Below are 22173 nucleotides of genomic sequence, written 5' to 3'. Positions count from 1 at the left end.
GGCCGCGGCGCGACCATGGAGCCGTGCACCGTACGGAACTCGCGGACTTCCTGCGCCGCTGCCGCGCCCGCCTCGGCCCCGCCGACGTGGGGCTGACGCCCGGCCCGCGGCGGCGTACGCCCGGGCTGCGCCGGGAAGAGGTCGCCCAGCTCACCGGCATGTCCCCGGACTACTACACCCGGCTGGAACAGGCCCGCGGCCCACGCCCCTCCCGCCAGATGCTGACCGCGCTCGCGCGTGCGCTCCGACTCACGGACGACGAACGCGACCATCTGTTCCACCTGGTCGGCGAGGAGCCGCCACGCGACGGGACCACGTCCGGGCATGTGCGCCCCGGTCTGCTGCGGGTCCTGGACCGGCTGTACGACACCCCGGCACAGGTGATCACCGACTGGGGCGATGTGCTGGCCCAGAACGCGATGGCGGCGGCCCTGGTCGGCGACATCACCGCGCGCCCACCCGATGACCGCAACATCGTGCGGAGCTTCTTCAGCCGGCAGTATGACTCCTGGATCTTCCCGCCCGAGGATCTCGACGGGCACGCCCGCACCCACGTGGCCAACCTGCGCGCCGTGGTCGCCGCCCGCCCCGACGACCCGGGCCCGGCGGCCCTCGTCGCCGAACTGCGCGCGACCAGCGCGCACTTCGCGGCCCTGTGGGAGACCCACGAGGTCGCGGTACGCCGCTCGGTCGTCAAGCGCTTCGTCCACCCCGTGGTGGGCACGCTGGAGTTGGAGTGCGAGGTCCTGCTGAGCGCGGAACACGCCCAGCGCCTGATCGTCCATACGGCGACCCCGGGCAGCGAGTCCGCCGCCCGGCTGGAACTGCTGCGGGTGGTGGGCCTGCAGGACCTGACCCCCAGCGGCTGAGCGCGCCGAGGTTCATCCCCGACCCCGCCCCTTCGGCCCCGTGCGCGGTCCGCGGGATGCGGCGGCGATCCGCGCCTCCGCCCGGGGCGCGCCCGGGCTCGGGACGGGGTGCCGTCCCCGGCCGCGCCGCGTGGCGGCAGGCCCTGTCGGGGCCGTGATCCGGGCGCGGGCTCGGGCGCGTGCCCGGGGCGTCCGCGCGGGGGCCTCGGACGAGCCCGGCAAGGCAGCGAGAGTGGGGGTAGCTCCTGGCGGTGGCCGGGGGGGAGCCGAGAGCATGCCCGCCGGGGCCGGGGTGTCCCCGGTTTCGGGAGGGGGCGGGGTAGGGGAAGGGTCCTACGGCGTAAGCCGGGCGCAGCCGAGCGGCATGCCGGGGGCACGCCCGCGGGGGCCCGGGGTGTCCCCGGTTCGGGAAGGGGCGGGGTGGGGGAAGGACCCTACGGCGCGCGGTCGTCGTCGTACGCGCTGGTCCCCGCGTCCAGCAACGGCTCCCGCGCCGGCTTCAGATGGTCCGGCGCCAGCGCCCGCAGCGCGTGGTAGCCGACGATCACCACGATCGTCCCGAGCGCGATCCCGCTCAGCTCGAAGTTGTCGCTGAGCTTCAGGTTCACACCGCCGACGCCGATGACCACACCCGCCGCCACCGGCACCAGGTTCAGCGGGTTCCGCAGGTCCACGTCGTTGTGCACCCAGATCTGCGCGCCGAGCAGCCCGATCATGCCGTAAAGGATCACCGTGATGCCGCCCAGCACCCCACCCGGCACCGCCGCCACGACCGCGCCGAACTTCGGGCACAGGCCGAAGAGGAGGGCGAAGCCGGCCGCGGCCCAGTAGGCGGCGGTGGAGTAGACGCGGGTGGCGGCCATGACGCCGATGTTCTCGGAGTACGTGGTGGTGGCCGGGCCGCCGACCGCGGTCGACAGCACGGTCGCGGCGCCGTCCGCCGCGATCGCCGTGCCCAGCTGGTCGTCGAGCGGGTCGCCTATCATCTCGCCGACGGCCTTCACATGCCCGGCGTTCTCGGCGATCAGCGCGATGACGACCGGCAGCGCGACCAGGATCGCCGACCAGTGGAACTCGGGAGCGTGCAGGGACGGCAGCCCCACCCAGTCGGCCTTGGCGACGCCGGACAGGTCCAGCCGCCAGTGGTCGGTGACCCGTCCGCCGCCGCCGATCGAGTGGATCTTGCCGAAGAGGCGGTCGAAGACGAAGGAGACCGCGTAGCCGAAGACCAGCCCGAGGAAGATCGCGATCCGCGACCAGAAGCCACGCAGACAGACCACGGCCGCCCCGGTGAGCAGCATGGTCAGCAGCGCGGTCCACTGGTCGGCGGGCCAGTACGTCGAGGCGGTCACCGGCGCGAGGTTGAAGCCGATCAGCATGACCACCGCACCGGTCACCACGGGCGGCATCGCCGCGTGGATGATGCGCGCCCCGAAGCGCCGAACCGCGAGCCCGCTCAGCAGCAGCACGCCGCCCACCACCAGAATCGCCCCGGTGACGGCGGCGCTGCCGCCGCCCTGCGCCCGGATGACCGCGGCCACGCCGACGAACGATAGGCTGCACCCCAGATAGCTGGGCACCCGGCCGCGGGTCGCCAGCAGGAACAGCATGGTCGCGACCCCGGACATCATGATCGCGAGGTTGGGGTCGAGGCCCATCAACACGGGGGCGACGAAGCTGGCCCCGAACATCGCCACGACATGCTGGGCGCCGAGGCCCGCCGTCCTCGGCCACGAGAGCCGCTCATCCGGCCGGACGACGGCTCCCGGGGCGGGGGTGCGCCCGTCACCGTGCAGGGTCCAGCGCACACCGAGGCCCATGACTGCTCCACTTCTCTTCTGAATAGAGGGGGATCGGAGCAATGTTAGTTGGCCGAAAACACGCCGCCCGGCCTCGCCCGGATCCGCAACCCGACGGTTGCTCGACAACTGGGCAACAGTCCCCCCGCCGCCCTGGAGTTGGCGCCGCGCCGGGTGTGAGGGTGGCCCGCATGGCACCTCGATCCACCCTCCACGCCCTCGCCGTCGGCGCCCTCTGCCTGGCCCTCGCCGCGCTCACCGGTTGCGGTTCGGACGGCGGCGAGCCGTCCTCCTCCAAGGGCGGGACTTCGGCCGCCGGGCAGCCCAGTGCGCCCACCGAGAGCCGGGCGCCATCCCGGGGGAAGGGGTCGAAGGACCCGGACGACCTCAACGGGGACGGCCACCGTGACCTCGTGCTGCCCCTCTTCACCCAGCCCGGTCAGGACCCCGCCGAAGGCACCGACGAAAGGGTCGGGGTGGTCTACGGCTCGGCGAAGGGGCTCGACCCCGCGACCCGCACCGTCCTGGGCCGCCGTGACCTGGGCCTGCCAGGCCCTCCGGCGAATCCCCCGGTCGGCGCCGCCGGACGCGATTCCGTCGCCACGAAGGACGTGGTCACCGCCGACCTGGACGGCGACGGCTTCGCGGACGTCGTCACGACCGCGGCGACGGGGGAGCCTGTGGGGGACGGGCACATCAGCGCCGCGCGGTCGGCCCCGTACGTCACCTGGGGCGGGTCCGGCGATCCGGCGAAGGGCGCCGGGGCGATCCCGGTGCGGCTGCCGGAGAGCGCGTCGAAGTTGGGCGTGACCTCGGTGGTGCGCGGCGACTTCGACGGCGACGGCCACCACGACCTCGCGGGGCTCGCCCAGAACCAGTCCTCCACGGTGGTGCTGTACGGCCCGTTCACCCGCTCCGGCGAGCCGAAGCGTACCGACACCAGCCTGCCGTTCACGGACGGGGACCTGGCCGCGGACGAGATCGACCCGTCCGGCAAGGGCCGCGCGACCTCCCTGCTCGTGCACGGCATCAGCGACGGCGAGCAGTCCCCCAGCACCCTGTACCCGGCCAGCCGCGGCACCGGCCTGTCCGCCGAGGGCCGGAAGCTGCGCGGCGGGAACGCCCACGCCTTCGGCGACTTCGACCGCGACGGGCAGCGCGACGTGGCCGTCGGGGACGACGGCAGCCGCAACGACGAGCCCGGCGAGGGGACCGAACCGGCGGACGTCGACGGAAAGCTGACCGTGTATCCGGGCAGCGGCGGCGCACCGGTCACGCACCGGCTGCCGGAGGCGCCCAAGGGCGCGTCCACCCCGTACGGACCGGGTGGTTTCACGGCGGCCGATCCCGACGGAGACGGCCGCGACGGCATCCTGGTCGCCACGTACGAGGGGGCCACGCTCATCGACGGCGACGAGCGCACCCCGGTCACACGGCGGGGGCCCGCGAAGGCCGACGGCGAGAAGACGCCCGAGAAGTGGCGGCACGCCCGGCCCGCGGGGGCCGCCGACTTCGACGGCGACGGCAAGGACGAACTGATCCTGAACTGGGGGTCCGGCACCTACTTCGGCCTCTACGGCGAGCAGCCCACCCGCTGGTGGATCACCGACGGCACCACCTCCCGGGACAAGACCTCCTTCACTACCACGGAGTTCGTGAGGCGCTAGGGAGCCGTCGTATCGGGGGCGCGGTCCGCCCGGCCGGGCTCGGGGGTGGCGCCCGGGGCCGCCGCGGCGGATCCGCGCAGCACCCCGGCCCCGGCCACCAGCCCCAGCGACAGCGCCGTGACCAGGCCGAACGAGACGGTCAGCGAGGTCAGGTCGGCGATCGAGCCGATGGCCGCCGGGGCGATCAGCCCAGAGGTGTACATGATCGTCGCGACGCCCGCGATCGCCTGGCTCGGGGCCGGGCCGCTGCGCCCGGCGGCGGCGAAGGCGAGGGGAACGACGACCGCGATGCCCAGGCCGATGAGGCCGAATCCGGCGATCGCCGGCAGCGGACCCACGGCCGTGACCACCAGCACCCCGCCGAGCGTGGCCAGCACGCCGCTCGCCCGCACCGTCCGCACCGGACCGATGCGGCCCACCACCGCGTCACCGGCGAACCGGGCCGCGGCCATCATGCAGGAGAAGGCCGTGGTGCAGGCCGCGGCGACGCCGGGGGAGGAGTCCAGCACCTCCCGCAGATAGACCGCCGACCAGTCCAGGCTCGCGCCCTCGGCGAAGACCGCGCAGAGCCCCACCGCGCCGATGACCAGCGCGGAGCGGGGCGGCAGGGCGAAGCGGGGCGGCGGATGCTCCTCGGGCGCGCCGCGCAGGTCGAGGACCCACCGGCAGGCGCCGGTGCCCAGCAGCGTGAGCACGGCGGCGGCGATCCCGAGGTGCACCCGGGCGTCGGTGTCCGCGTGGGCGGCGACCGTGCCCGCCGCCGAGCCGAGCAGCGCTCCCGCGCTCCACATGCCGTGCAGCCCGGACATGATCGACCGGCCCAGCCGTTCCTCGATCTCCACGCCGAGGGCGTTCATGGCGACGTCGGCCATCCCGGCGGTCGCCCCGTACACGAAGAGCGCCCCGCACAGCCACACCGGGCCGGGGGAGAGCGGGGGCAGGACCAGGGCCAGACACCACAGGGCGATGAGCCCGCGCAAGCCCGCGCGGGCGCCGAAGCGGTGGCTGACCGCCCCGGCCAGTGGCATCGCGCAGGAGGCGCCGATGGCCGGGAAGGCGAGGGCGATCCCGAGCTGACCGGCGCTGATGCCCAACTGCTCCTGCACCCAGGGGATACGGGTGGCGAAGTTGCCGGTGACCGCGCCGTGGACCGCGAACACCGTGGCGACGGCCATGCGGGCGCGCCGTACGTCACGCGGGGGCGGTTCCGCGCTGCTTTTCATCGCTGCTCATCGCTGCTCATGTCCGTACTCTGCGCATGCCCGGCGGGCCGGCTCAAGGCCATTTCCGCGCGATCTCTTGTCGTGGTCATGGTCCGTCTCTACTCTGACCTCCAATCTCGATTCTGAATTCCGTTCAGATAGCTGATTGGAGTGCTCGATGGTTGCGACTCCAGCGGTGCGCGGGAGACCCACCCGCGCGATCGTCGTCCTCGCCGCCCTGCTCGCCCTCCTGGTGGCGTTGGCGGCGCCCTCCGCCCAGGGCGCCGACCGCGGCCGGGGGTCCGGCCGGGTGCCGGACACGGTGGTGCTCGACGGCCCGAGACTGGCCCAGACGAAGCTGAAACTGCAGCTCGGAGACCGTGGGCTGAAGCGGACCCTGCGTGATCTGACCACCCAGGCCGACCAGTGGATGACCCAGGGGCCGTGGACCGTCACCGACAAGGACCAGGTGCCGCCGAGCGGCGACAAGCACGACTACTTCAGCCAGGCCCCCTATTGGTGGCCGAGCGAGCCCAAGACCGACGACAACCCGTATGGCTGCCCCTACGTTCAGAAGGATGGCCAACGGAACCCCGATGTGGACAAGATGACGGACCGCCCCGAGGTCGGGAAGGTCTTCGAATCCGCCTACGAGCTGTCCCTCGCCTGGTACTACACCGGTAAGCGCGACTACGCCGAGCACGCCGCCGACATCCTGCGGACCTGGTTCGTCACCCCGGCGACCCGGATGAACCCCAGCCTGAACCATGCCCAGTTCATCCCCTGCAAGTTCGACGGCCGTTCCATCGGCATCATCGACTTCTCCCAGGGCTTCACCAGCCTCCTGGACGCCGCCGCCATCCTCGACACCGGCGCCCCGGGCTGGACCAAGGGCGACCACGCGGGCTTCCGCACCTGGAACAAGCAGTTCCTGGACTGGCTGGTGAACAGCGACTTCGGCAAGGAGGAGAGCGCCGCCGAGAACAACCACGGCACCTTCGCCGACATGCAGATCGCCGCCATCGCCGCCGCCGTGGGCGACCGGGACCTCGCCCGTAAGGTCGTCCGCGACGCCCGGACCAAGCGCGTCGACACCCAGATCGCGGCCGACGGCAGCCAGCCCCAGGAACTCGCCCGCACCCGCAGCTTCCACTACTCCACGTTCAACCTCGTCGCCTACACCCGGATGGCGGCCGTGGGGCGGCACGTCGGCGTCGACCTGTGGCGCTACACAGGACCTACCGGCTCGAACCTCTTCAAGGCCGTCGACTTCCTGCTGCCCGCCGCCACGGGGGCGAAGCCATGGCCGTACCCCGACCTGGAGTTCAAGGCGTACGCCGCGAGCGACCTGGTGCACGCGGCGGCCGACGCGGGCGACCGCCGGGCCCGCGCGGCCCTCGGCAAGCTCCCGGCCCCGCCCGGCGGCGACCTGTGGTCGCTGCGCCCCGCGGTGGAACAGCTCGACAGCATCGCGCAGGGCTAGGGGGCTTTCCCCCACCCCGCCCCTTCCCGAACCGGGGGCAAGCCCCCGGGCCCCCGGCCCGGGGAGGCCCCACCGGGCCGATCCCGTCCGCCGGTTCGGGAGCATCGGGTGGCGAGCCCTGTCCGGACTCCCGGCCCGGGAACGGCGGAGCCCTCACCGCATGGGGTGGGGCGCCGACCCGGCCGGCGTGGTGTTCGCCAGGGGCACGGGGTCGGGCCCCGGTTCGGGAAGGGGAGGGGCGGGCGATGGGCAACCGGGCGCCGGGCCGGGTGAGCCAGCCCACACCGGCCCCGCCTGCACCTGCGCTGATCGCCGTGGCACACTGAAGCCGTACCAGTGACGTCAGCGCACTCCGGGGTCGGTGAAAATCCGAACCGGCGGTTACAGTCCGCGACCCGTCCGCCGCCAGCGGCCGGTTGACCAGGTGAAATTCCTGGACCGACGGTGAAAGTCCGGATGGGAGGCAGTGCGCGGCGGTAGCGACTTCACCGGTGCGCCGTCTTCGCGGCGGCCGCGCTCTCGGCGCGGACCGTACGCGAGCATCCCGGCGCCCCGGCGGCGGCGTTTCCGCTCCATGTCGTTCCGACAGCCCCGGAGTCCGTGCCCGAAGAGGCAGGAGGACCCGGTGGCCCCCGCAGCCGGAGCAACGGCGACCGCAGCGGCCGAAGCCCGCGCGATGCGCCGCGCCATCACGCTCGCCGCCCGCGGTCTCGGCCACACCAGCCCCAACCCCGTCGTCGGCTGCGTCATCCTCGACGCCGAGGGCGAGCCGGCGGGCGAGGGCTGGCACCAGCGCGCCGGAGGCCCGCACGCCGAGGTGCACGCCCTGCGCGCGGCGGGGGAGCGGGCCCGCGGCGGCACCGCACTGGTCACCCTCGAACCCTGCAACCACACCGGCCGCACCGGCCCCTGCGCCCAGGCGCTCATCGACGCCGGGATCGCCCGCGTCCGCTACGCCGTCGGCGACCCCACCGCCCAGGCGCGCGGCGGCGCCGCGACCCTCGCCGCAGCCGGGCTCGCCGTCGCGGCCGGGCCGCTGACCGACGAGGCGGAGGCGGTCAACGAGGCCTGGCTGACCGCGATGCGCCGCGGCCGCCCCTTCGTGCTGTGGAAGTACGCCGCCACCCTGGACGGCCGCAGCGCCGCGGCCGACGGCACCAGCCGTTGGATCACCTCGTCCGCCGCCCGCGTCGATGTGCACCGGCTGCGTGCCGAGGCGGACGCCGTGCTCGTCGGCTCCGGCACCCTGCGCGCCGACGATCCGCACCTCGCCGTACGCGGCCGGGACGGCGTCACCCAGCCGCTGCGGGTCGCCGTCGACACCGACGCGACCGCGCTCAAGCCGGACGCCCGCATCCTGGACGACGCCGCGCCCACGCTCGTCGCCGTGGCCGAGGACGCCGACACCGGGCGGCTGCCGGCCGGCGCGGAGACCGTACGGCTGCCCCGCGCGGAAGCGGGGCGCGGGCTCGACATCGCCGCGCTCCTCGCCGCCCTCCACGACCGCGGCGTCCGCTCCGTCCTGCTGGAGGGCGGGCCCACCCTCGCCGGGGCGTTCCTCGCCGCGGGCACCGTCGACAAGGTCGTCGGCTATCTCGCCCCCGTACTGCTCGGCGCGGGCCCCGCCGTCCTCGCCGACGCCGGAATCACCACGATCGCGCAGGCGTTGCGGCTGAATACGGCCGACGTCACCCGGCTCGGCCCCGATCTGCGCATCACCGCCGTCCCCACCGCCCCCGTCGCACCCACCACCACCCTCGCCGAGGAGAACTGAAGTGTTCACCGGAATTGTCGAAGAACTGGGTGAGATCGTCGCCGTCGAGAACCTGGGCGACGCGTCCCGCTTCCAGGTGCGCGGCCCCGTCGTCACCGAGGGCGCGCGCCACGGCGACTCGATAGCCGTCAACGGCGTCTGTCTCACCGTCGTCGACACCGGGGACGGCCAGTTCAGCGCCGACGTGATGGCGGAGACTTTGAACCGCTCCAGCCTCGGCGCGCTCACCGTCGGCTCCCGCGTCAACCTGGAGCGCCCCATGGCGCTCGGCGGGCGGCTCGGCGGCCACCTCGTCCAGGGCCATGTGGACGGCACCGGGACCATCATCGAGCGCAAGCCGTCCGAGCACTGGGAGATCGTCACGATCTCGCTGCCGTCCGAACTCGCCCGCTATGTGGTCGAGAAGGGCTCGATCACGGTCGACGGCATCAGCCTGACCGTCGTGGACGCGGGCCCCGACTACTTCAGCGTCAGCCTCATCCCGACGACGCTCGACCTCACCACCCTCGGGGTCAAGCAGTCCGGCGACCCGGTCAACCTCGAAGTGGACGTCCTCGCCAAATACGTCGAGCGCCTGCTCACCCATGGGGAAAAGAAGGCGATCGAATGATGTCCCTCGACTGGCTGGGCGCCGAGGCCGGGCAGATATTCGGCCAGCACATCCTGTGGTCGGACGCGATCGGCAACACTATCGGCCTGATCGCCCTCGCCCTCGGCCGCCGCCGCTCCCTGTGGACCTGGCCCGCCCAGCTCGCCTCCGGCGTCGTCCTGGTCGCCGCCTACGCCACCGCCCACCTCAGCGGCGGCGTCGGCAAGCAGCTCCTGGTCATCGGCGTCGCCGCCTGGGGCTGGCGGCAGTGGCGGCGGGGCCGCCGCGACGAGGGCGGCGCGGTCACCGTCCGCTTCGCCACCGGCCGCGAGCGCGCGGCGCTCCTCACCGGCCTGGCGGTCGGCACCCTCGCGGTGGGCGCCCTGTTCACCGCGGTCCCCGAACTGTCCTGGAACCCCTGGCCCGACGCCTACATCTTCGTCGGCACCCTCGCCGCGATGGTCGCCCAGGCCCGCGGCCTGATCGAGTTCTGGTTCGCGTGGATGCTGGTCGACGTGGTCGGCGTCCCGCTCGCCTTCAGCAGCGGACTGGCCTTCTCCGGCCTCGTCTACGTCATCTACTTCGCACTCGTCCTGTGGGGCGCGCGCGACTGGTGGCTGCGCTCCCGCACCGAGAACCCCCGGACGTCCCCGAGCGCGACCACACCCGCAATGGAAGGAGCGTCAGTGTCATGAGCGAGGTCTACGTGGAGACACAGCCGCGACCGGTAGCCGAGAACGACGCCGACGCCTCCGCCGCCGCATGGCCGCCCGACGAACTGGCGCTGGACTCCGTCGAGCGGGCGATCGCCGACATCGCGGCGGGCCGCCCCGTCGTTGTCGTGGACGACGAGGACCGGGAGAACGAGGGCGACCTCATCGCCGCCGCCGAGACGATCACCCCGGAGATCGTCGCCTTCATGATGAACGAGTGCCGCGGACTGATCTGCGCCCCCATGGAGGCCGACGACCTCGACCGGCTGCGGCTCCCGCAGATGGTCGAGGACAACACCGAGTCCATGCGGACCGCCTTCACCGTGAGCGTCGACGCCACCGCCGAACACGGCGTCAGCACCGGCATCTCCGCCGCCGACCGGGCCACCACGCTGCGCCTGCTGGCCGACCCGGACATCACCCCCGGCGACTTCGTGCGCCCCGGCCACATCTTCCCCCTCCGGGCCCGCCCCGGCGGCGTGCTCGCCCGCGACGGCCACACCGAGGCCGGGGTCGACCTCGCCCGGCTGGCCGGACTGCGCCCGGCGGCCGTGATCTGCGAGATCGCGGGGGAGGACGGCGTGATGCTGCGCCTGCCCGACCTGGTCGCGTTCGCCCACAAGCACGACCTCGCGATCATCTCCATCGCCGACATGATCGCGTACCGCAGGGCCGCCGAGCCCGCCGTGCGGCGCGAGGCCACCACCCGGCTGCCCACCGCCTTCGGCGACTTCCAGGCGTACGGCTACCGCGCGACCGCCGACGGCGTCGAGCACATCGCCCTCGTCCGGGGCGACATCGGCGACGGCGAGGACGTGCTGGTCCGGGTCCACTCCGAGTGCCTGACCGGCGACGTCTTCCACTCGCTGCGCTGCGACTGCGGCCCCCAGCTGCACGCCTCCCTGGAGCGGGTGAACGCCGAGGGCCGCGGCGTGGTGCTGTATCTGCGCGGCCACGAGGGGCGCGGCATCGGGCTGCTGTCCAAGCTGCGCGCGTACCAGCTCCAGGAGCTGGGCCGGGACACCCTGGACGCCAACCTGGAGCTGGGCCTGCCCGCCGACGCGCGCGACTACGCTGCGGGCGCCGAGATCCTGGCCGACCTGGGCGTGCGCTCCCTGCGGCTGATGACCAACAACCCCGAGAAGACCACCGCCCTGGTCCGCCACGGGCTGCGGGTCACCGGCCGGGAGCCGATGCCCGTCCAGGCCGGGGAGCACAATCTGCGCTACCTGCGGACCAAGCGGGACCGGATGGGGCACGACCTGCCCTGGCTGGAGGGCGACCGCCGCGCGCAGAGCCCGGAGCCCGTGTCCGCCTGCGGCAACCAGTAGAGAACCACCCGTACGTACCAAAGAACTTGAGGAGTGACGTGAGCGGTAAGGGTGCCCCCGAACTGTCCGTGGAGAACTGCGGGGACCTCCGCGTGGCCGTCATCGCCGCGCAGTGGCACGAGAAGGTGATGGACGGCCTGGTCGACGGCGCCCGGCGGGCCCTCGGCGAGCTGGGCATCGCCGAGCCGACCGTGCTGCGGGTGCCCGGCAGCTTCGAGCTGCCGGTCGTCGCCAAGGTCCTCGCCGACCGCGGCTACGACGCGATCGTGGCGCTGGGCGTCGTGATCCGGGGCGGCACGCCCCACTTCGACTATGTGTGCCAGGGCGTCACCCAGGGCCTCACCCAGGTCGGCGTGGACACTGGTGTGCCCATCGGCTTCGGCGTGCTGACCTGCGACACCGAGGAGCAGGCCCTGGACCGGGCGGGAATCGCCGGTTCCAGCGAGGACAAGGGGCATGAGGCGGTCACCGCCGCCGTCGCCACCGCCGTCACCCTGAGGTCGGTGGCGTAGACCTGCGCGAAGGTGAGTCGTCCGACACAAGTAGGATGGCGCACACCATGTCCAAGAAGACGTTCGAGGAGCTCTTCGCCGAGCTCCAGCAGAAGGCCGCCACGGCCGACCCCGCCACCTCCCGTACCGCCGAGCTGCTCCAGTCCGGTGTGCACGCGATCGGCAAGAAGGTCGTCGAGGAGGCCGCCGAGGTGTGGATGGCCGCCGAGTACGAGAGCGACGCGGCGGCCGCCGAGGAGATCTCCCAGCTCCTCTATCACCTCCAGGTGATGATGGTCGCCAAGGGACTCACCCTCGACGACGTCTACGCCCACCTCTGAACCACCCCCGCTCAACCCCACCCCTCGTACGAAGGAAACACCTCTCATGCTGCGCATCGCCGTCCCCAACAAGGGTTCACTGTCCGAGCCTGCGTCGGCGATGCTCCATGAGGCGGGCTACCGGCAGCGCAAGGACCGCAGGGAACTCGTCCTGGTCGACTCCGACAACGACGTCGAGTTCTTCTTCCTGCGCCCCCGCGACATCGCCGTGTACGTCGGCTCCGGCCGCCTGGACATCGGCATCACCGGCCGTGACCTGCTGCTCGACTCAGGCTCCCAGGCCGAGGAGATCCTGCAGCTCGGCTTCGCCGGGTCCACCTTCCGCTACGCCACCCGGCCCGGCACGGCCACCGATGTGAGCGAGTTCGGCGGGATGACGGTCGCCACCTCCTTCTCCGGCCTGGTCACCAAGCACCTCGCCGACCACGGGGTGGACGCCGCCGTCGTCCACCTGGACGGCGCCGTGGAGACCGCCATCCAGCTCGGCGTCGCCGAGATCATCGCGGATGTCGTGGAGACCGGCACCACCCTGCGCAACGCCGGTCTGGACATCATCGGCGAGCCCATCCTGGAGTCGGAGGCGGTCGTGATCCGCCGCACCGGCGCGCCCACCGACGACCCCAAGGTGCGCCAGTTCCTCCGCCGGATGCAGGGCGTCCTGGTGGCCCGGCGCTACGTGATGATGGACTACGACATCCGGGTCGAGCAGGTCGAGCGGGCCGTGGCGCTCACCCCCGGCCTGGAGTCGCCCACCGTCTCCCCGCTGCACCACGAGGGCTGGGTCGCGGTCCGCTCGATGGTCCCCTCCAAGGACGCCCAGCGGATCATGGACGAGCTGTACGAGCTGGGGGCGCGGGCCATCCTCACCACGGGCATCCACGCCTGCCGCCTCTGAGCGCCCGGCTCACCCCTCCTCACTCCGCCTCTCCCGAGAGAGACCCATCACACGTGTCCGCCGCCGCCCAGCCGCCCGTCCTTCCGGTCACCTTCCGGCCGACCGTCACCCGGATCGTCCTGCTGACCACCGGCGCGGCCCTCGTCGTCGCCCTCACCGCGATCGCACTGCTCCTGGAGAACCTGTCCCCGGGCGAGCAGGCCAGCTTCATCATCACCGGACTGCTGTTCCTCGCGGCACTGGCGCTGTTCAGCCGCCCCAAGGTGGTGGCCGACGAGGCCGGTGTGACCGTGGTCAACCTCATCACCACCCGCCGGCTGGAGTGGGCCGAGGTGCTGCGGGTCAATCTGCGGCCCGGTGACGCCTGGGTGTACCTGGACCTCGCCGACGGCACCAGCCTGCCCGCGATGGGCATCCAGGTGGGCGTCGCGAAGGCGCGGGCGATCGACGACGCCCGTACCCTGCGCGCCCTCGCCGAACGCCACGGCACGGGCGGCGGAAGGTCCTGAGCCTGGGGGCCTGCCCGTAACCGCCCAACCTTGTTTACTCTGTTGCCGGGGCCGAACGATGCCCCGCCCCGCCTCGACCTGCCCGCGCGCCGCGCGCGCAGCCGGCGGGCCTCCCCTGCGACCCGAGGAGTGACTCCCTCCAGAGATGGACGGATCGTCCTGTAGTACCTGCGCCGCCGCCGACCCCGAGGCGGCGGCATGAGCGTCACCCTGTCTCTCCTGCTGCTCGCCGCGGCACTCGTCCTCATCCTCGCCAACGGCTTCTTCGTGGCCGCCGAATTCGGCCTGGTCACGGTCGAGCGGCCGGACGCGGAGCGGGCCGCCGAAGAAGGCGACCGGCGCGCCCGTACCGTCGTCGAGTCGCTGCGCGAGCTGTCCTTCCAGCTCTCCGGCACCCAGCTCGGCATCACCATCACCTCCCTGGTGGTCGGCATGCTCGCCGAGCCCGCGCTCGGCCATCTGCTGACCGCGCCGCTGTCCGCGGTGGGGCTGCCGCAGGGCGCCGTCTCCGGCGTCGCCGTCGTCATCGGCATGCTGGTGGCCTCGGCCGTCCAGATGGTGATCGGCGAACTCGTGCCCAAGAACTGGGCGGTCTCCCGGCCGCTCCAGGTCGCCCGCTTCGTCGCGGGGCCGCAGTCCGCCTTCGCCCACTTCTTCCGGCCCGTCATCGCCCTGCTCAACACGGTCGCCAACCGGCTGGTGCGGACGCTGGGCGTCGAGCCCACCGAGGAGCTGGCGTCCGCCCGTACCCCCGGTGAGCTGGTCTCGCTGGCCCGCCACTCGGCGCTGGCCGGGGCGATCGAGCAGGACACCGCCGATCTGTTCGTCCGCACCCTCTCGCTGGGCGACCTCACCGCACAGCACGTGATGACCCCGCGGGTGCGGGTCAGCGCGCTGCAGTCCACGGCGACCGCCGTGGACGTGCTCAACCTCACCCGGGCCACCGGACTCTCCCGGTTCCCGGTCTACCGCGACCGCCTGGACGAGGTCATCGGCATGGTCCACCTCAAGGACGCCCTCGCGGTGCCCGCGGACGACCGGCTGCGCACCTCCGTCGAGTCCATCGCCCAGCTCCCGCTGCTCGTCCCCGAGACGCTGCCCGTCCAGCCGCTGCTGGAGCGGCTGCGCAGCGAGCAGCCGATAGCCGTGGTCGTCGACGAGTACGGCGGCACGGCCGGCGTCGTCACCCTGGAGGACATCGTCGAGGAGCTGGTCGGCGAGGTCCGCGACGAGCACGACGACGAGGCCGCCGACACGCCCGACCTGGCCCAGACCGTCGCCGAGGACGGCCGGCCCGCCTGGGACGCCGACGGGGCCTGCCGCGTCGACACCCTGCGCCGGATCGGTATGGAGGTGCCCGACGGGCCGTACGAGACGGTGGCCGGTCTGGTCGCCGATCTGCTCGCCCGGATCCCCGCCCCCGGGGACACCGCCGAGCTGCCCGGCTGGAAGCTGGCCGTCCGGCAGGTCGGCCACCACCGGGCGGAGCGGGTACGGATCGTCAGGACCGGAGCGGGTACGAGTGCCGGAGCCGGTTCCGCGACCGGTGCCGGTTCTGCCGGCGCAGCCGCCGTAACCGAGAAGGAAACTGAGCGATGAGCCTCGTCCAACTCCTCTTCGCCGCTCTTCTGGTCCTCGCCAACGGGTTCTTCGTCGGCGCCGAGTTCGCCCTGGTCTCCGTACGCCGCAGCCAGATCGAGCCGCGGGCGGCCGAGGGCTCCGCGCGGGCCCGTACGGTGCTCACCGGGCTGGAGAGCCTGCCGCAGATGATGGCCGCCGCGCAGTTCGGCATCACCGTCTGCTCGCTGACCCTCGGCGCGGTCGCCGAGCCGACCGTCGCCAAGCTGCTGGAGCCGGTCTTCCACCTGGTGCACCTGCCCGAGGGGCTCGTCCACCCCCTCGGCTACGCCATAGCCCTCGCCGTCGTCGTCTGCCTGCATCTGGTGATCGGCGAGATGGTGCCGAAGAACCTGGCCATGGCGGCGCCCGAGAAGACCGCGCTGTGGCTCGCCCCCGGCCTGGTCGGCTTCGCCCGGCTGTGCCGTCCGGTCACCGCCATGCTGGGCGCGTGCTCCCGGCTGGTGCTGCGGCTCTTCCGGGTCGAGCCCAAGGACGAGGTGGAGGCCGTCTTCACGAGCGAGCAGCTGACCCATCTGGTCGAGGACTCCCGGCAGGCCGGGCTCCTCGACGACGAGGAGCACGAACGGCTCGCCGACGCCCTGGAGCTGGGCAGCCGCCCGGTCACCGACGTCCTGCTCGACCCGGCGGGCCTGGTCACCGTCGCCCCCTCGGTCACGCCCCGGCAGATCGAGGAGCTGACGGTACGGACCGGCTACTCGCGCTTCCCGGTGCGCGGCGCCGGTGGCGCCTTCATGGGCTATGTGCACGTGAAGGACGTCCTGGACCTGGAGGCCCCCGAACGGGCGGTCCCCCAGCGGGTCTGGCATCCGATCGAGACCCTGCGCGCCGAGCTGCCGCTGGACGACGCGCTCACCGCGATGCGGCGGGCGGCCTCGCACCTGGCCGCCGTGGCCGACGCGTCCGGCAAGGTGCTGGGGCTGGTCGCGCTGGAGGACGTGCTGGAGATGTTGGTCGGCGAGGTCCGGGACCCGTCCCACCGGGACAGCGGCCGCGGCCGCCCGGCGGCCGGGCCGCGCGGCGGAACACCGGTCCAGGTCCCGGCCTCCGCCTCCGCTACGGCCCCGGCTTCGGCCTCGGCCCCGGAGGAGCCCGCGATGGTCTCCCGCTAGCGCGGGCCTTACGGCAGCGGGGGGTCCTCCGGGTCGCGGTACATCGGACCGCGGCCCGACAGGACCTCCCCGTACGCCTGCATCAGATCCGGCAGCCGCAGCGTCGCCAGGTCGTCCCGGGTCGGCACGCCGGTCCACCCCGACAGCCGCAGATCCCGGTACGCGCAGCTCTTCTCGTACAGGGTGCGCAGGAAGCGCCCGTTCCCCAGCTCGTCTATCCAGCCCTGGTCGACCACGTGGCCGCTGATGCTGCGCAGCTCCTCCAGGGACTCCTCGTCCCACTCGTCGCCGTTCTCCGCGGCCAGTACCTCGCCGATGCGGGTGAGTTCGAGCGGGCGGTAGCTGGGGAAGTCGACGCGCGTGGTGAAGCGGGAGCCGAGGCCGGGGTTGGCGGCCAGGAGGCGGTCCATGCCCTCGGGGTAGCCCGCGAGTATGACGACGAGCCGGTCGCGGTTGTCCTCGGCGCGCTTGAGCAGCACCTGAAGCGCCTCGTCGCCGTACGCGTCGCCCTTGCTGTAGCCGGAGTTGGACAGGCTGTAGGCCTCGTCGACGAAGAGGACCCCGCCGAGCGCCGAGTCGATCAGCTCGTTGGCCTTGACCGCGGTCTGACCGAGGTATTCGCCGACCAGATCGGCGCGCCCGGCCTCGACCAGATGGTCGCCGCCGAGCAGCCCGAGCGCGTAGAAGACCCGCCCGAGGATGCGGGCGACGGTGGTCTTGCCGGTGCCGGAGGGGCCGGAGAAGACGAAGTGCCGCTTCGGCGGCTGGACCGGCAGGCCCTGCCCGGCGCGCAGCCGGGCCATGTGGAGCTGCGCGGACAACGCCCGCACCTGCCGCTTGACCGGCTCCAGGCCGACCATGCGCTCCAGCTCCTGCAGCGCGCTCTCCAGCAGGGCGGGGTCGGACGGTCCGGGCTGGGCGGGCGGGCCGCCCCGCTCGCGGGTGGTGCCGGCGCCGGACACGGGAGGCGTCATCAGCGGCGGGCCCTCGGCGCCGTCGCCGCCGGTGCGCAGATCACGGCCGTCGGCCGGATCGACGGCGGCCGACAGCGTGTCCGCGGGGTCGCCGACGGCGCCGTCGGTGGCGTCCTGAGTGCTGATCCCGGACAGGGTCACGGCCGCGAGGTCGGCCGTCTCGTCCAGGCCGTCGGACTCCGCTATCGCGGCCAGCCGGGCGGAGGTGTCCATGAAGGTGGGGTCGATGCGGTGCACCGCGCGGTACAGGGGGAGGGCCGCGGCGCTGCGCCCGGTGCCCTCATGGGCGCGGGCGAGCCAGTAGCGCAGCTCCTTGCGCTGGGGCTGTTCGCTGCGGCAGCGCATCAGGGCGGCGGACAGGAGCGGTTCCGCCTGGCCGTACATCTCCAGCCGGACCCGGGCCATGCCGCCGAAGAGCCCGGCCTCGATGCCGAGGAAGGGGTCGTCCAGCAGTGGTTCGGTGTGCCGGACCAGCTGCTCCCAGTCCTTGACCAGATACGCGCGGCAGGCGTGCAGGAAGCGGGCCTGCGGATCGGCCTCCACGGGCGGGCAGCCGGCCAGCGCCCGGTCCAGCTCGGGGACATGGCGGCCGTCGAGCCAGTGCGAGGCGTGCGCCAGCAGCAGGTCCCGGCTGGTCTCCAGCACGGGCTGGACCCACCAGCCCAGCCAGTACCAGGAGTTGAGGGTACGGCGGTGCCGGGTGCGCTGTTCGCCGAAGCGATCGCGGTGCCGGTACATCCGTAACAGCGCGGTCGCCGTGTCGGCACGCAGCGCGTGCAGGCCGAGCCATGCGTCGGCCATGCCCGGATCGTGCCGCACCGCGGCCCGGAACTCCTCCTCGGCCTGTGCGTAGGCGCCCATCGTGTAGGCGTCCACGGCACGCAGCCAGGCGAGATCGGCCGGGGTGTGCGAACCCTGCGTGCCGAAATCCATCACGTCCCCCACAACCCTGCCCCCGTGGATGCCGCCGGGGCGGCTGCCCTTTACGCATCGTACCTGCGCAGGCCACACCAGCCGAGGGCGCCGCACTGTTGTTCGTCGCAATCGCACAAGGCTTGGCGGGCGTGCGCGGGGGCGTGTAAGGGGCGCGCACGACCGGATGGGCTAGGTGACCGAGGGTGACGATACGGTGCCGTACGGCAGCGGGAAAATGGCCTCGAACCGGGTCCGGACAGGACGAAGCCCCCGATCACGGGGGAACAACCGGGGGCTTCGCGTACTGGGGCGACTCGTACGAGTCGCACATTGAGAACGTAAGACCTGTATGGGCGCCAGGTCAAGCCGAGTTGGGGTGTGCGCGGCGGGCCGGGCGGGGGTGTGGCCGGTCCGCTCCCTCGTGTTCACGCTGGGTGACGGCCCGGTGCGATTCGGGTGGTCGCGGCGGGCCCCGTGAGTAACGCGTACCCCTCTTTTCGCTGCGCTATCAAAGTTTCCGCATGAGGGCGCGACGGGTCGGCGGCGAAATGCGCGCGCTCGAATGGCTGCCAGCCGTCCCAGAATGTGGACAATTCGGGGCCGTCGCGCCGCCTTCCGCGCCGCCAGGAGTCCCGGTCGGACAGTTCCATCCATGCCAGATGGGCCAGTTGCGGGCGCACGGCGCGGCGCCCGGTGCCGACGCCCTCGAGGAGAACCACCGGCGCGGGGTCCAGCCGCCGCCGGGTGTCCGCGAAGCGGCGCTCGACCCAGTCATACGGGGCGTACCGGGCGGCGTCGCCACGGCTCAGCGGGGTCAGGATGTGCTCCTGCAACCGCCCGGCCCACCCGAACGGCTCCTCGTGCGTGGCGAGATCGTCCGTATGGACGACGGGCGCGCCGCCCAGCGCCTCCGCCAGCCGCCCGGCGAAGGTGGTCTTCCCGGAACCGGCGTGTCCGTCGACCGCGACGAGCCGCACCGGCCCGCACGACGGCGGCAGGGCGCGCAGCCGCCGCGCGAACGCGCGAAGGGTCTCGGCCGGTCGGTCGGCGGTCTCCATGGAGGGCCACTCTACGACTACCCGGGAGTATTCACTCCATTGGTCCACACCAATATTGGTATCCGGGCGGGACGGGAAGCACTGGCCTGACACCACTCGCAGCGGCCATAGTTGTGCGACTGTCGCGCATCCGCCGCCACTGGACAGACGACTGGGGGAGCCCCGTATGACCAGTTCCGGATTCACGCCCCGCCGCTCCGTACTCGCCGCCGCCCTCGGAGTCGCGGGCGCGGCCGCCGTACAGACGACCACCACCGCGGCCGCCTCCGGGCCCGCCCGAGCGGGCGCGGCGGCGCCGACGGGCCCGGCCGCGCAGAAGGCGACCGCCGAGTACCACGGCTGGGCCGGCCACGCCGACTGGCTGACCGGCGCCGCCAAGGGCGTCCGCGCCGAGGCCGGCGCCCGGCCCGGCATCGTGATCTCCCGCCCGGCCGGCACCGTCGACTACACCGACCCGCACACCGGCACCAAGGCCGCCTGGGAGTACGCCACCTGGACCTCCCCGGTGCGGGGACTCTCCGTCCCCGCGACCGAGGCCATCGTCTCCTGGAACGCCCACACCCCGGCGGGCACCTGGATCCAGGCCGAACTGAAGGGCACCTACTCCGACGGCACGGCGACCCCCTGGTACGTGATGGGCCGCTGGACCTCCGGGGACGGCGCGGACTCCATCCGGCGCACCTCGGTGGACGACCAGAGCGACGACAAGAGCTCGGTGTGGACCGACACCCTCGCCGTCGACGACCCGGCGAGCGGGCTCCGGCTGACGGCGTACCAGCTGCGCCTGACCCTCTATCGCACGCCCGGCACCACCGCCACCCCCACCGTGTGGCGGGTCGGCGCGATGGGCTCCGACGTCCCCGACCGCTTCGAGGTGCCCGCCTCGAAGCCCGGCCTGCCCAAGGGTCGCGAACTCTCCGTACCGCGCTACTCGCAGGAGATCCACAAGGGCCAGTACCCGGAGTACGACAACGGCGGCGAGGCCTGGTGCAGCCCTACCTCCTCGCAGATGATCATCGAGTTCTGGGGCCGCAAGCCCACCGCCGAGGACCTGGCCTGGGTCAACCCCGACTACGCCGACCCGCAGGTCTGCCACGCGGCCCGGGCCACGTTCGACTACCAGTACGACGGCTGCGGCAACTGGCCGTTCAACGCCGCCTACGCCGCCACGTACCGCGACATGCAGGGCGTGGTCACCCGGCTCGGCTCGCTGAACGACGTGGAGAAGCTGATCGCCGCGGGCATTCCGGTGATCACCTCGCAGTCCTTCCTCAAGACGGAGCTGGACGGCGCGGGATACGGCACCGCGGGCCACCTCATGACCGTCATCGGCTTCACCGCCACCGGGGACGTCATCGCGAACGACCCGGCCTCCCCGGACAACCCGTCCGTCCGCCGGGTCTACAAGCGCAGGCAGTGGGAGAACATCTGGCTGCGCACCAAGCGCTACGACGCGAACGGCAAGGTCAAGGGCGGTTCGGGTGGTGTGTGCTACCTGTACTTCCCGGCCAAGCCGGCACCAAGTCAGCACCGGGTTCTGCGGGAGCTGGGAATCCTGTGACCGGACCCGCATCCCGCTCCGGCGGCAGATAGCCGCCGAAGGTCGACTCCACCACCTGACGGCACCGTTCCCGGCCGTCCGAGGTGAGGTGACCGTAACGGTCGACTGTGACCTTGATCGATCGGTGTCCGAGCCATCGGGACACCTCGTGGATGGACACACCATTCGTCAGGGTCACGGTCGCCCATTTATGTCGAAGATCGTGGGGCGTGTACGCGGGGAGCCCGAGCTGTTTGATCGCACGGTCCGACGAATTACGCACGAGCCCCGGGTGCGTCATCCCACCGGCATGATTGCGGATGGGGAGCCGCGCAGTAAAACGAACAGACTATCCGGCACGGGAACGTCGCGCCACTCTTCCTCTGTGCGATGTTTCAGTGGCGCATAGCGAGCGACATAGCGACGGTCCGAACCTTGGTACCGGACGATCTGACGTCGTACTCGCAAAGCCGGTCCGTACTTGTCGCGACCGGGCCGTTCCTTGGCCAGAGCGCGCTCGGTGATGGCGGCGGTCGCCTGCTTCGAGGCGGCGCCGAGCCGGTCGGCGTCCGGCTCCCGGTACCAGGGCTTGAGATCCAGCAAAGCCGGACGGACCCCGGTCGCGAGCAGCAGCGCCGATCCCTTGGGCAGAGCCCGGATCGCGTCCGGCGGAAGCACACGTTCCTGCCGCATGCTCACGGAGGAGGACTTGCCGGATTCGCTGGTGGAGACCGAGAGAGTCTGCACGTCGTGGTCCCCGGCCAGGCGGGAGAGTTTGTCGGCGAAGTCCGCGTCATCGATCCCGGAGCCGATGAGCTTGATCGTCGCCGCCGACCACAGGGTATCCATCCCGGTCTCGCCCCATACGCGCTGACCCTGCCGGTAGGACTGGAGGATCGTGATCGGGATGACGCCCCGCGAGCCCAAGTGGGAGTACAGGTCGGGCAGGTCCTGGATCTTGCACACGTTGGCGGCCTCATCCAGGATCGCCAGCAGGGGCGGATCGAGGCGTCCGCCGTCGCGCTCGGCCTGGATGACGGCCGCGCGCATCACCGCGTCGGCAGCTGCGGCGATGATCGCCGAGGCGGAGCCACCGCCGTCCTTGGAGAGCAGATAGAGCGTGTCGGTACTGCCGGAGAACGCCTCAGGCTTGAACTCCCGCAGCTTCGTGTGGCCCTGGGGCGGAGTGACCCAGGCGGCGATGCGCGGATCGAGCAGGCAGCTCGCGTACTGCCGCGCGCCAGTCCTGCGAGCGGGGTGCGGCCGTTCTGCG

General features: G+C 72.6%; 19 protein-coding genes, 1 pseudogene and 1 riboswitch. Of the genes and pseudogenes, 14 read left to right on the top strand and 6 right to left on the bottom strand.

From position 1 onward, the window contains the following. The first annotated feature begins 23 nt into the window (after positions 1–23). Entirely contained in the window at positions 24–869 is an 846-nt protein-coding gene (locus ACH4SI_RS05460) for a helix-turn-helix transcriptional regulator (protein ID WP_398292864.1), read from the top strand. A gap of 434 nt (positions 870–1303) precedes the next feature. Here ACH4SI_RS05460 and ACH4SI_RS05455 read toward each other — a convergent pair whose 3' ends face one another. Continuing rightward, the gene (locus ACH4SI_RS05455; RefSeq protein ID WP_398292862.1) at positions 1304–2689 is read right to left on the bottom strand and encodes a uracil-xanthine permease family protein; all 1386 of its coding nucleotides are present in this window, start codon (positions 2687–2689) and stop codon (positions 1304–1306) included. Positions 2690–2859: 170 nt separating this feature from the next. Here ACH4SI_RS05455 and ACH4SI_RS05450 point away from each other — a divergent pair, with 170 nt between their 5' ends. Further along, positions 2860–4335: a hypothetical protein gene (locus tag ACH4SI_RS05450; RefSeq protein WP_398292860.1), complete on the top strand. Its 1476-nt coding sequence runs from the start codon at positions 2860–2862 to the stop codon at positions 4333–4335. Here ACH4SI_RS05450 and ACH4SI_RS05445 read toward each other — a convergent pair. Then, positions 4332–5558, bottom strand: coding sequence for an MFS transporter (locus tag ACH4SI_RS05445; protein ID WP_398292858.1), 1227 nt, complete (start codon positions 5556–5558; stop codon positions 4332–4334). The genes ACH4SI_RS05450 and ACH4SI_RS05445 overlap by 4 nt on opposite strands. 157 nt (positions 5559–5715) lie before the next feature. Between ACH4SI_RS05445 and ACH4SI_RS05440 the strand changes: the two genes are divergently transcribed. The 11 genes from ACH4SI_RS05440 to ACH4SI_RS05390 all read left to right on the top strand — a co-directional run bounded on the left by ACH4SI_RS05440 (position 5716) and on the right by ACH4SI_RS05390 (position 16413). After that, positions 5716–7020, top strand: a complete 1305-nt coding sequence (locus ACH4SI_RS05440) for an alginate lyase family protein (RefSeq protein ID WP_398292855.1) — start codon at positions 5716–5718, stop codon at positions 7018–7020. A 343-nt stretch (positions 7021–7363) separates the two neighbouring features. Further along, positions 7364–7494: riboswitch (FMN riboswitch) on the top strand. 202 nt (positions 7495–7696) lie between these two features. Next, positions 7697–8794 carry a bifunctional diaminohydroxyphosphoribosylaminopyrimidine deaminase/5-amino-6-(5-phosphoribosylamino)uracil reductase RibD gene (gene ribD / locus ACH4SI_RS05435; protein ID WP_398293901.1) on the top strand — a complete coding sequence of 366 codons (1098 nt, stop codon included), beginning with the start codon at positions 7697–7699 and terminating at the stop codon, positions 8792–8794. Position 8795: 1 nt separating this feature from the next. Then, positions 8796–9404, top strand: coding sequence for a riboflavin synthase (locus ACH4SI_RS05430; protein WP_398292853.1), 609 nt, complete (start codon positions 8796–8798; stop codon positions 9402–9404). Continuing rightward, positions 9401–10078 carry a nicotinamide riboside transporter PnuC gene (locus ACH4SI_RS05425; protein ID WP_398292851.1) on the top strand — a complete coding sequence of 226 codons (678 nt, stop codon included), beginning with the start codon at positions 9401–9403 and terminating at the stop codon, positions 10076–10078. Before ACH4SI_RS05430 ends, ACH4SI_RS05425 begins: the two co-directional genes overlap by 4 nt. Further along, on the top strand, positions 10075–11427 hold the full coding sequence (locus ACH4SI_RS05420) for a bifunctional 3,4-dihydroxy-2-butanone-4-phosphate synthase/GTP cyclohydrolase II (protein WP_398292849.1): 1353 nt from the start codon (positions 10075–10077) through the stop codon (positions 11425–11427). Before ACH4SI_RS05425 ends, ACH4SI_RS05420 begins: the two co-directional genes overlap by 4 nt. 38 nt (positions 11428–11465) lie before the next feature. Beyond that, complete coding sequence (gene ribH / locus ACH4SI_RS05415; protein WP_398292847.1) at positions 11466–11939, top strand: 6,7-dimethyl-8-ribityllumazine synthase; 474 nt, start codon at positions 11466–11468, stop codon at positions 11937–11939. A 35-nt stretch (positions 11940–11974) separates the two neighbouring features. Continuing rightward, positions 11975–12259 (top strand): phosphoribosyl-ATP diphosphatase, encoded by a 285-nt coding sequence (locus ACH4SI_RS05410; RefSeq protein WP_009713585.1) that lies wholly within the window; start codon positions 11975–11977, stop codon positions 12257–12259. A 46-nt stretch (positions 12260–12305) separates the two neighbouring features. Continuing rightward, positions 12306–13154, top strand: coding sequence for an ATP phosphoribosyltransferase (hisG, locus tag ACH4SI_RS05405; protein WP_391175666.1), 849 nt, complete (start codon positions 12306–12308; stop codon positions 13152–13154). Between the two features lie 53 nt (positions 13155–13207). Further along, entirely contained in the window at positions 13208–13663 is a 456-nt protein-coding gene (locus ACH4SI_RS05400) for a PH domain-containing protein (protein ID WP_398292844.1), read from the top strand. A gap of 198 nt (positions 13664–13861) precedes the next feature. Continuing rightward, the gene (locus tag ACH4SI_RS05395) at positions 13862–15262 is read left to right on the top strand and encodes a hemolysin family protein (RefSeq protein WP_398292841.1); all 1401 of its coding nucleotides are present in this window, start codon (positions 13862–13864) and stop codon (positions 15260–15262) included. Continuing rightward, positions 15259–16413 (top strand): hemolysin family protein, encoded by a 1155-nt coding sequence (locus tag ACH4SI_RS05390; RefSeq protein WP_398292839.1) that lies wholly within the window; start codon positions 15259–15261, stop codon positions 16411–16413. Before ACH4SI_RS05395 ends, ACH4SI_RS05390 begins: the two co-directional genes overlap by 4 nt. 8 nt (positions 16414–16421) lie before the next feature. On the opposite strand, the gene ACH4SI_RS05385 is transcribed toward ACH4SI_RS05390, so the two are convergent. Next, on the bottom strand, positions 16422–18320 hold the full coding sequence (locus ACH4SI_RS05385) for an AAA family ATPase (RefSeq protein WP_398292837.1): 1899 nt from the start codon (positions 18318–18320) through the stop codon (positions 16422–16424). A gap of 407 nt (positions 18321–18727) precedes the next feature. Continuing rightward, on the bottom strand, positions 18728–19360 hold the full coding sequence (locus tag ACH4SI_RS05380) for a uridine kinase (RefSeq protein WP_398292835.1): 633 nt from the start codon (positions 19358–19360) through the stop codon (positions 18728–18730). A gap of 166 nt (positions 19361–19526) precedes the next feature. Here ACH4SI_RS05380 and ACH4SI_RS05375 point away from each other — a divergent pair, with 166 nt between their 5' ends. Further along, complete coding sequence (locus ACH4SI_RS05375; protein ID WP_398292833.1) at positions 19527–20921, top strand: peptidase C39 family protein; 1395 nt, start codon at positions 19527–19529, stop codon at positions 20919–20921. On the opposite strand, the gene ACH4SI_RS05370 is transcribed toward ACH4SI_RS05375, so the two are convergent. Next, entirely contained in the window at positions 20827–21201 is a 375-nt protein-coding gene (locus ACH4SI_RS05370; protein WP_398292831.1) for a tyrosine-type recombinase/integrase, read from the bottom strand. The genes ACH4SI_RS05375 and ACH4SI_RS05370 overlap by 95 nt on opposite strands. Next, positions 21198–22139: pseudogene (locus ACH4SI_RS05365) on the bottom strand (type IV secretory system conjugative DNA transfer family protein); the annotation flags it as partial. The gene ACH4SI_RS05370 and the pseudogene ACH4SI_RS05365, both read right to left, overlap by 4 nt. Between the last annotated feature and the right edge of the window lie 34 nt (positions 22140–22173).

This window comes from Streptomyces sp. NPDC021212 (assembly GCF_044332925.1).
Classification (GTDB): Bacteria; Actinomycetota; Actinomycetes; order Streptomycetales; family Streptomycetaceae; genus Streptomyces.
Note: the sequence above shows the minus strand (reverse complement) of the source record. Positions and strands in the feature narration are given on the sequence as shown.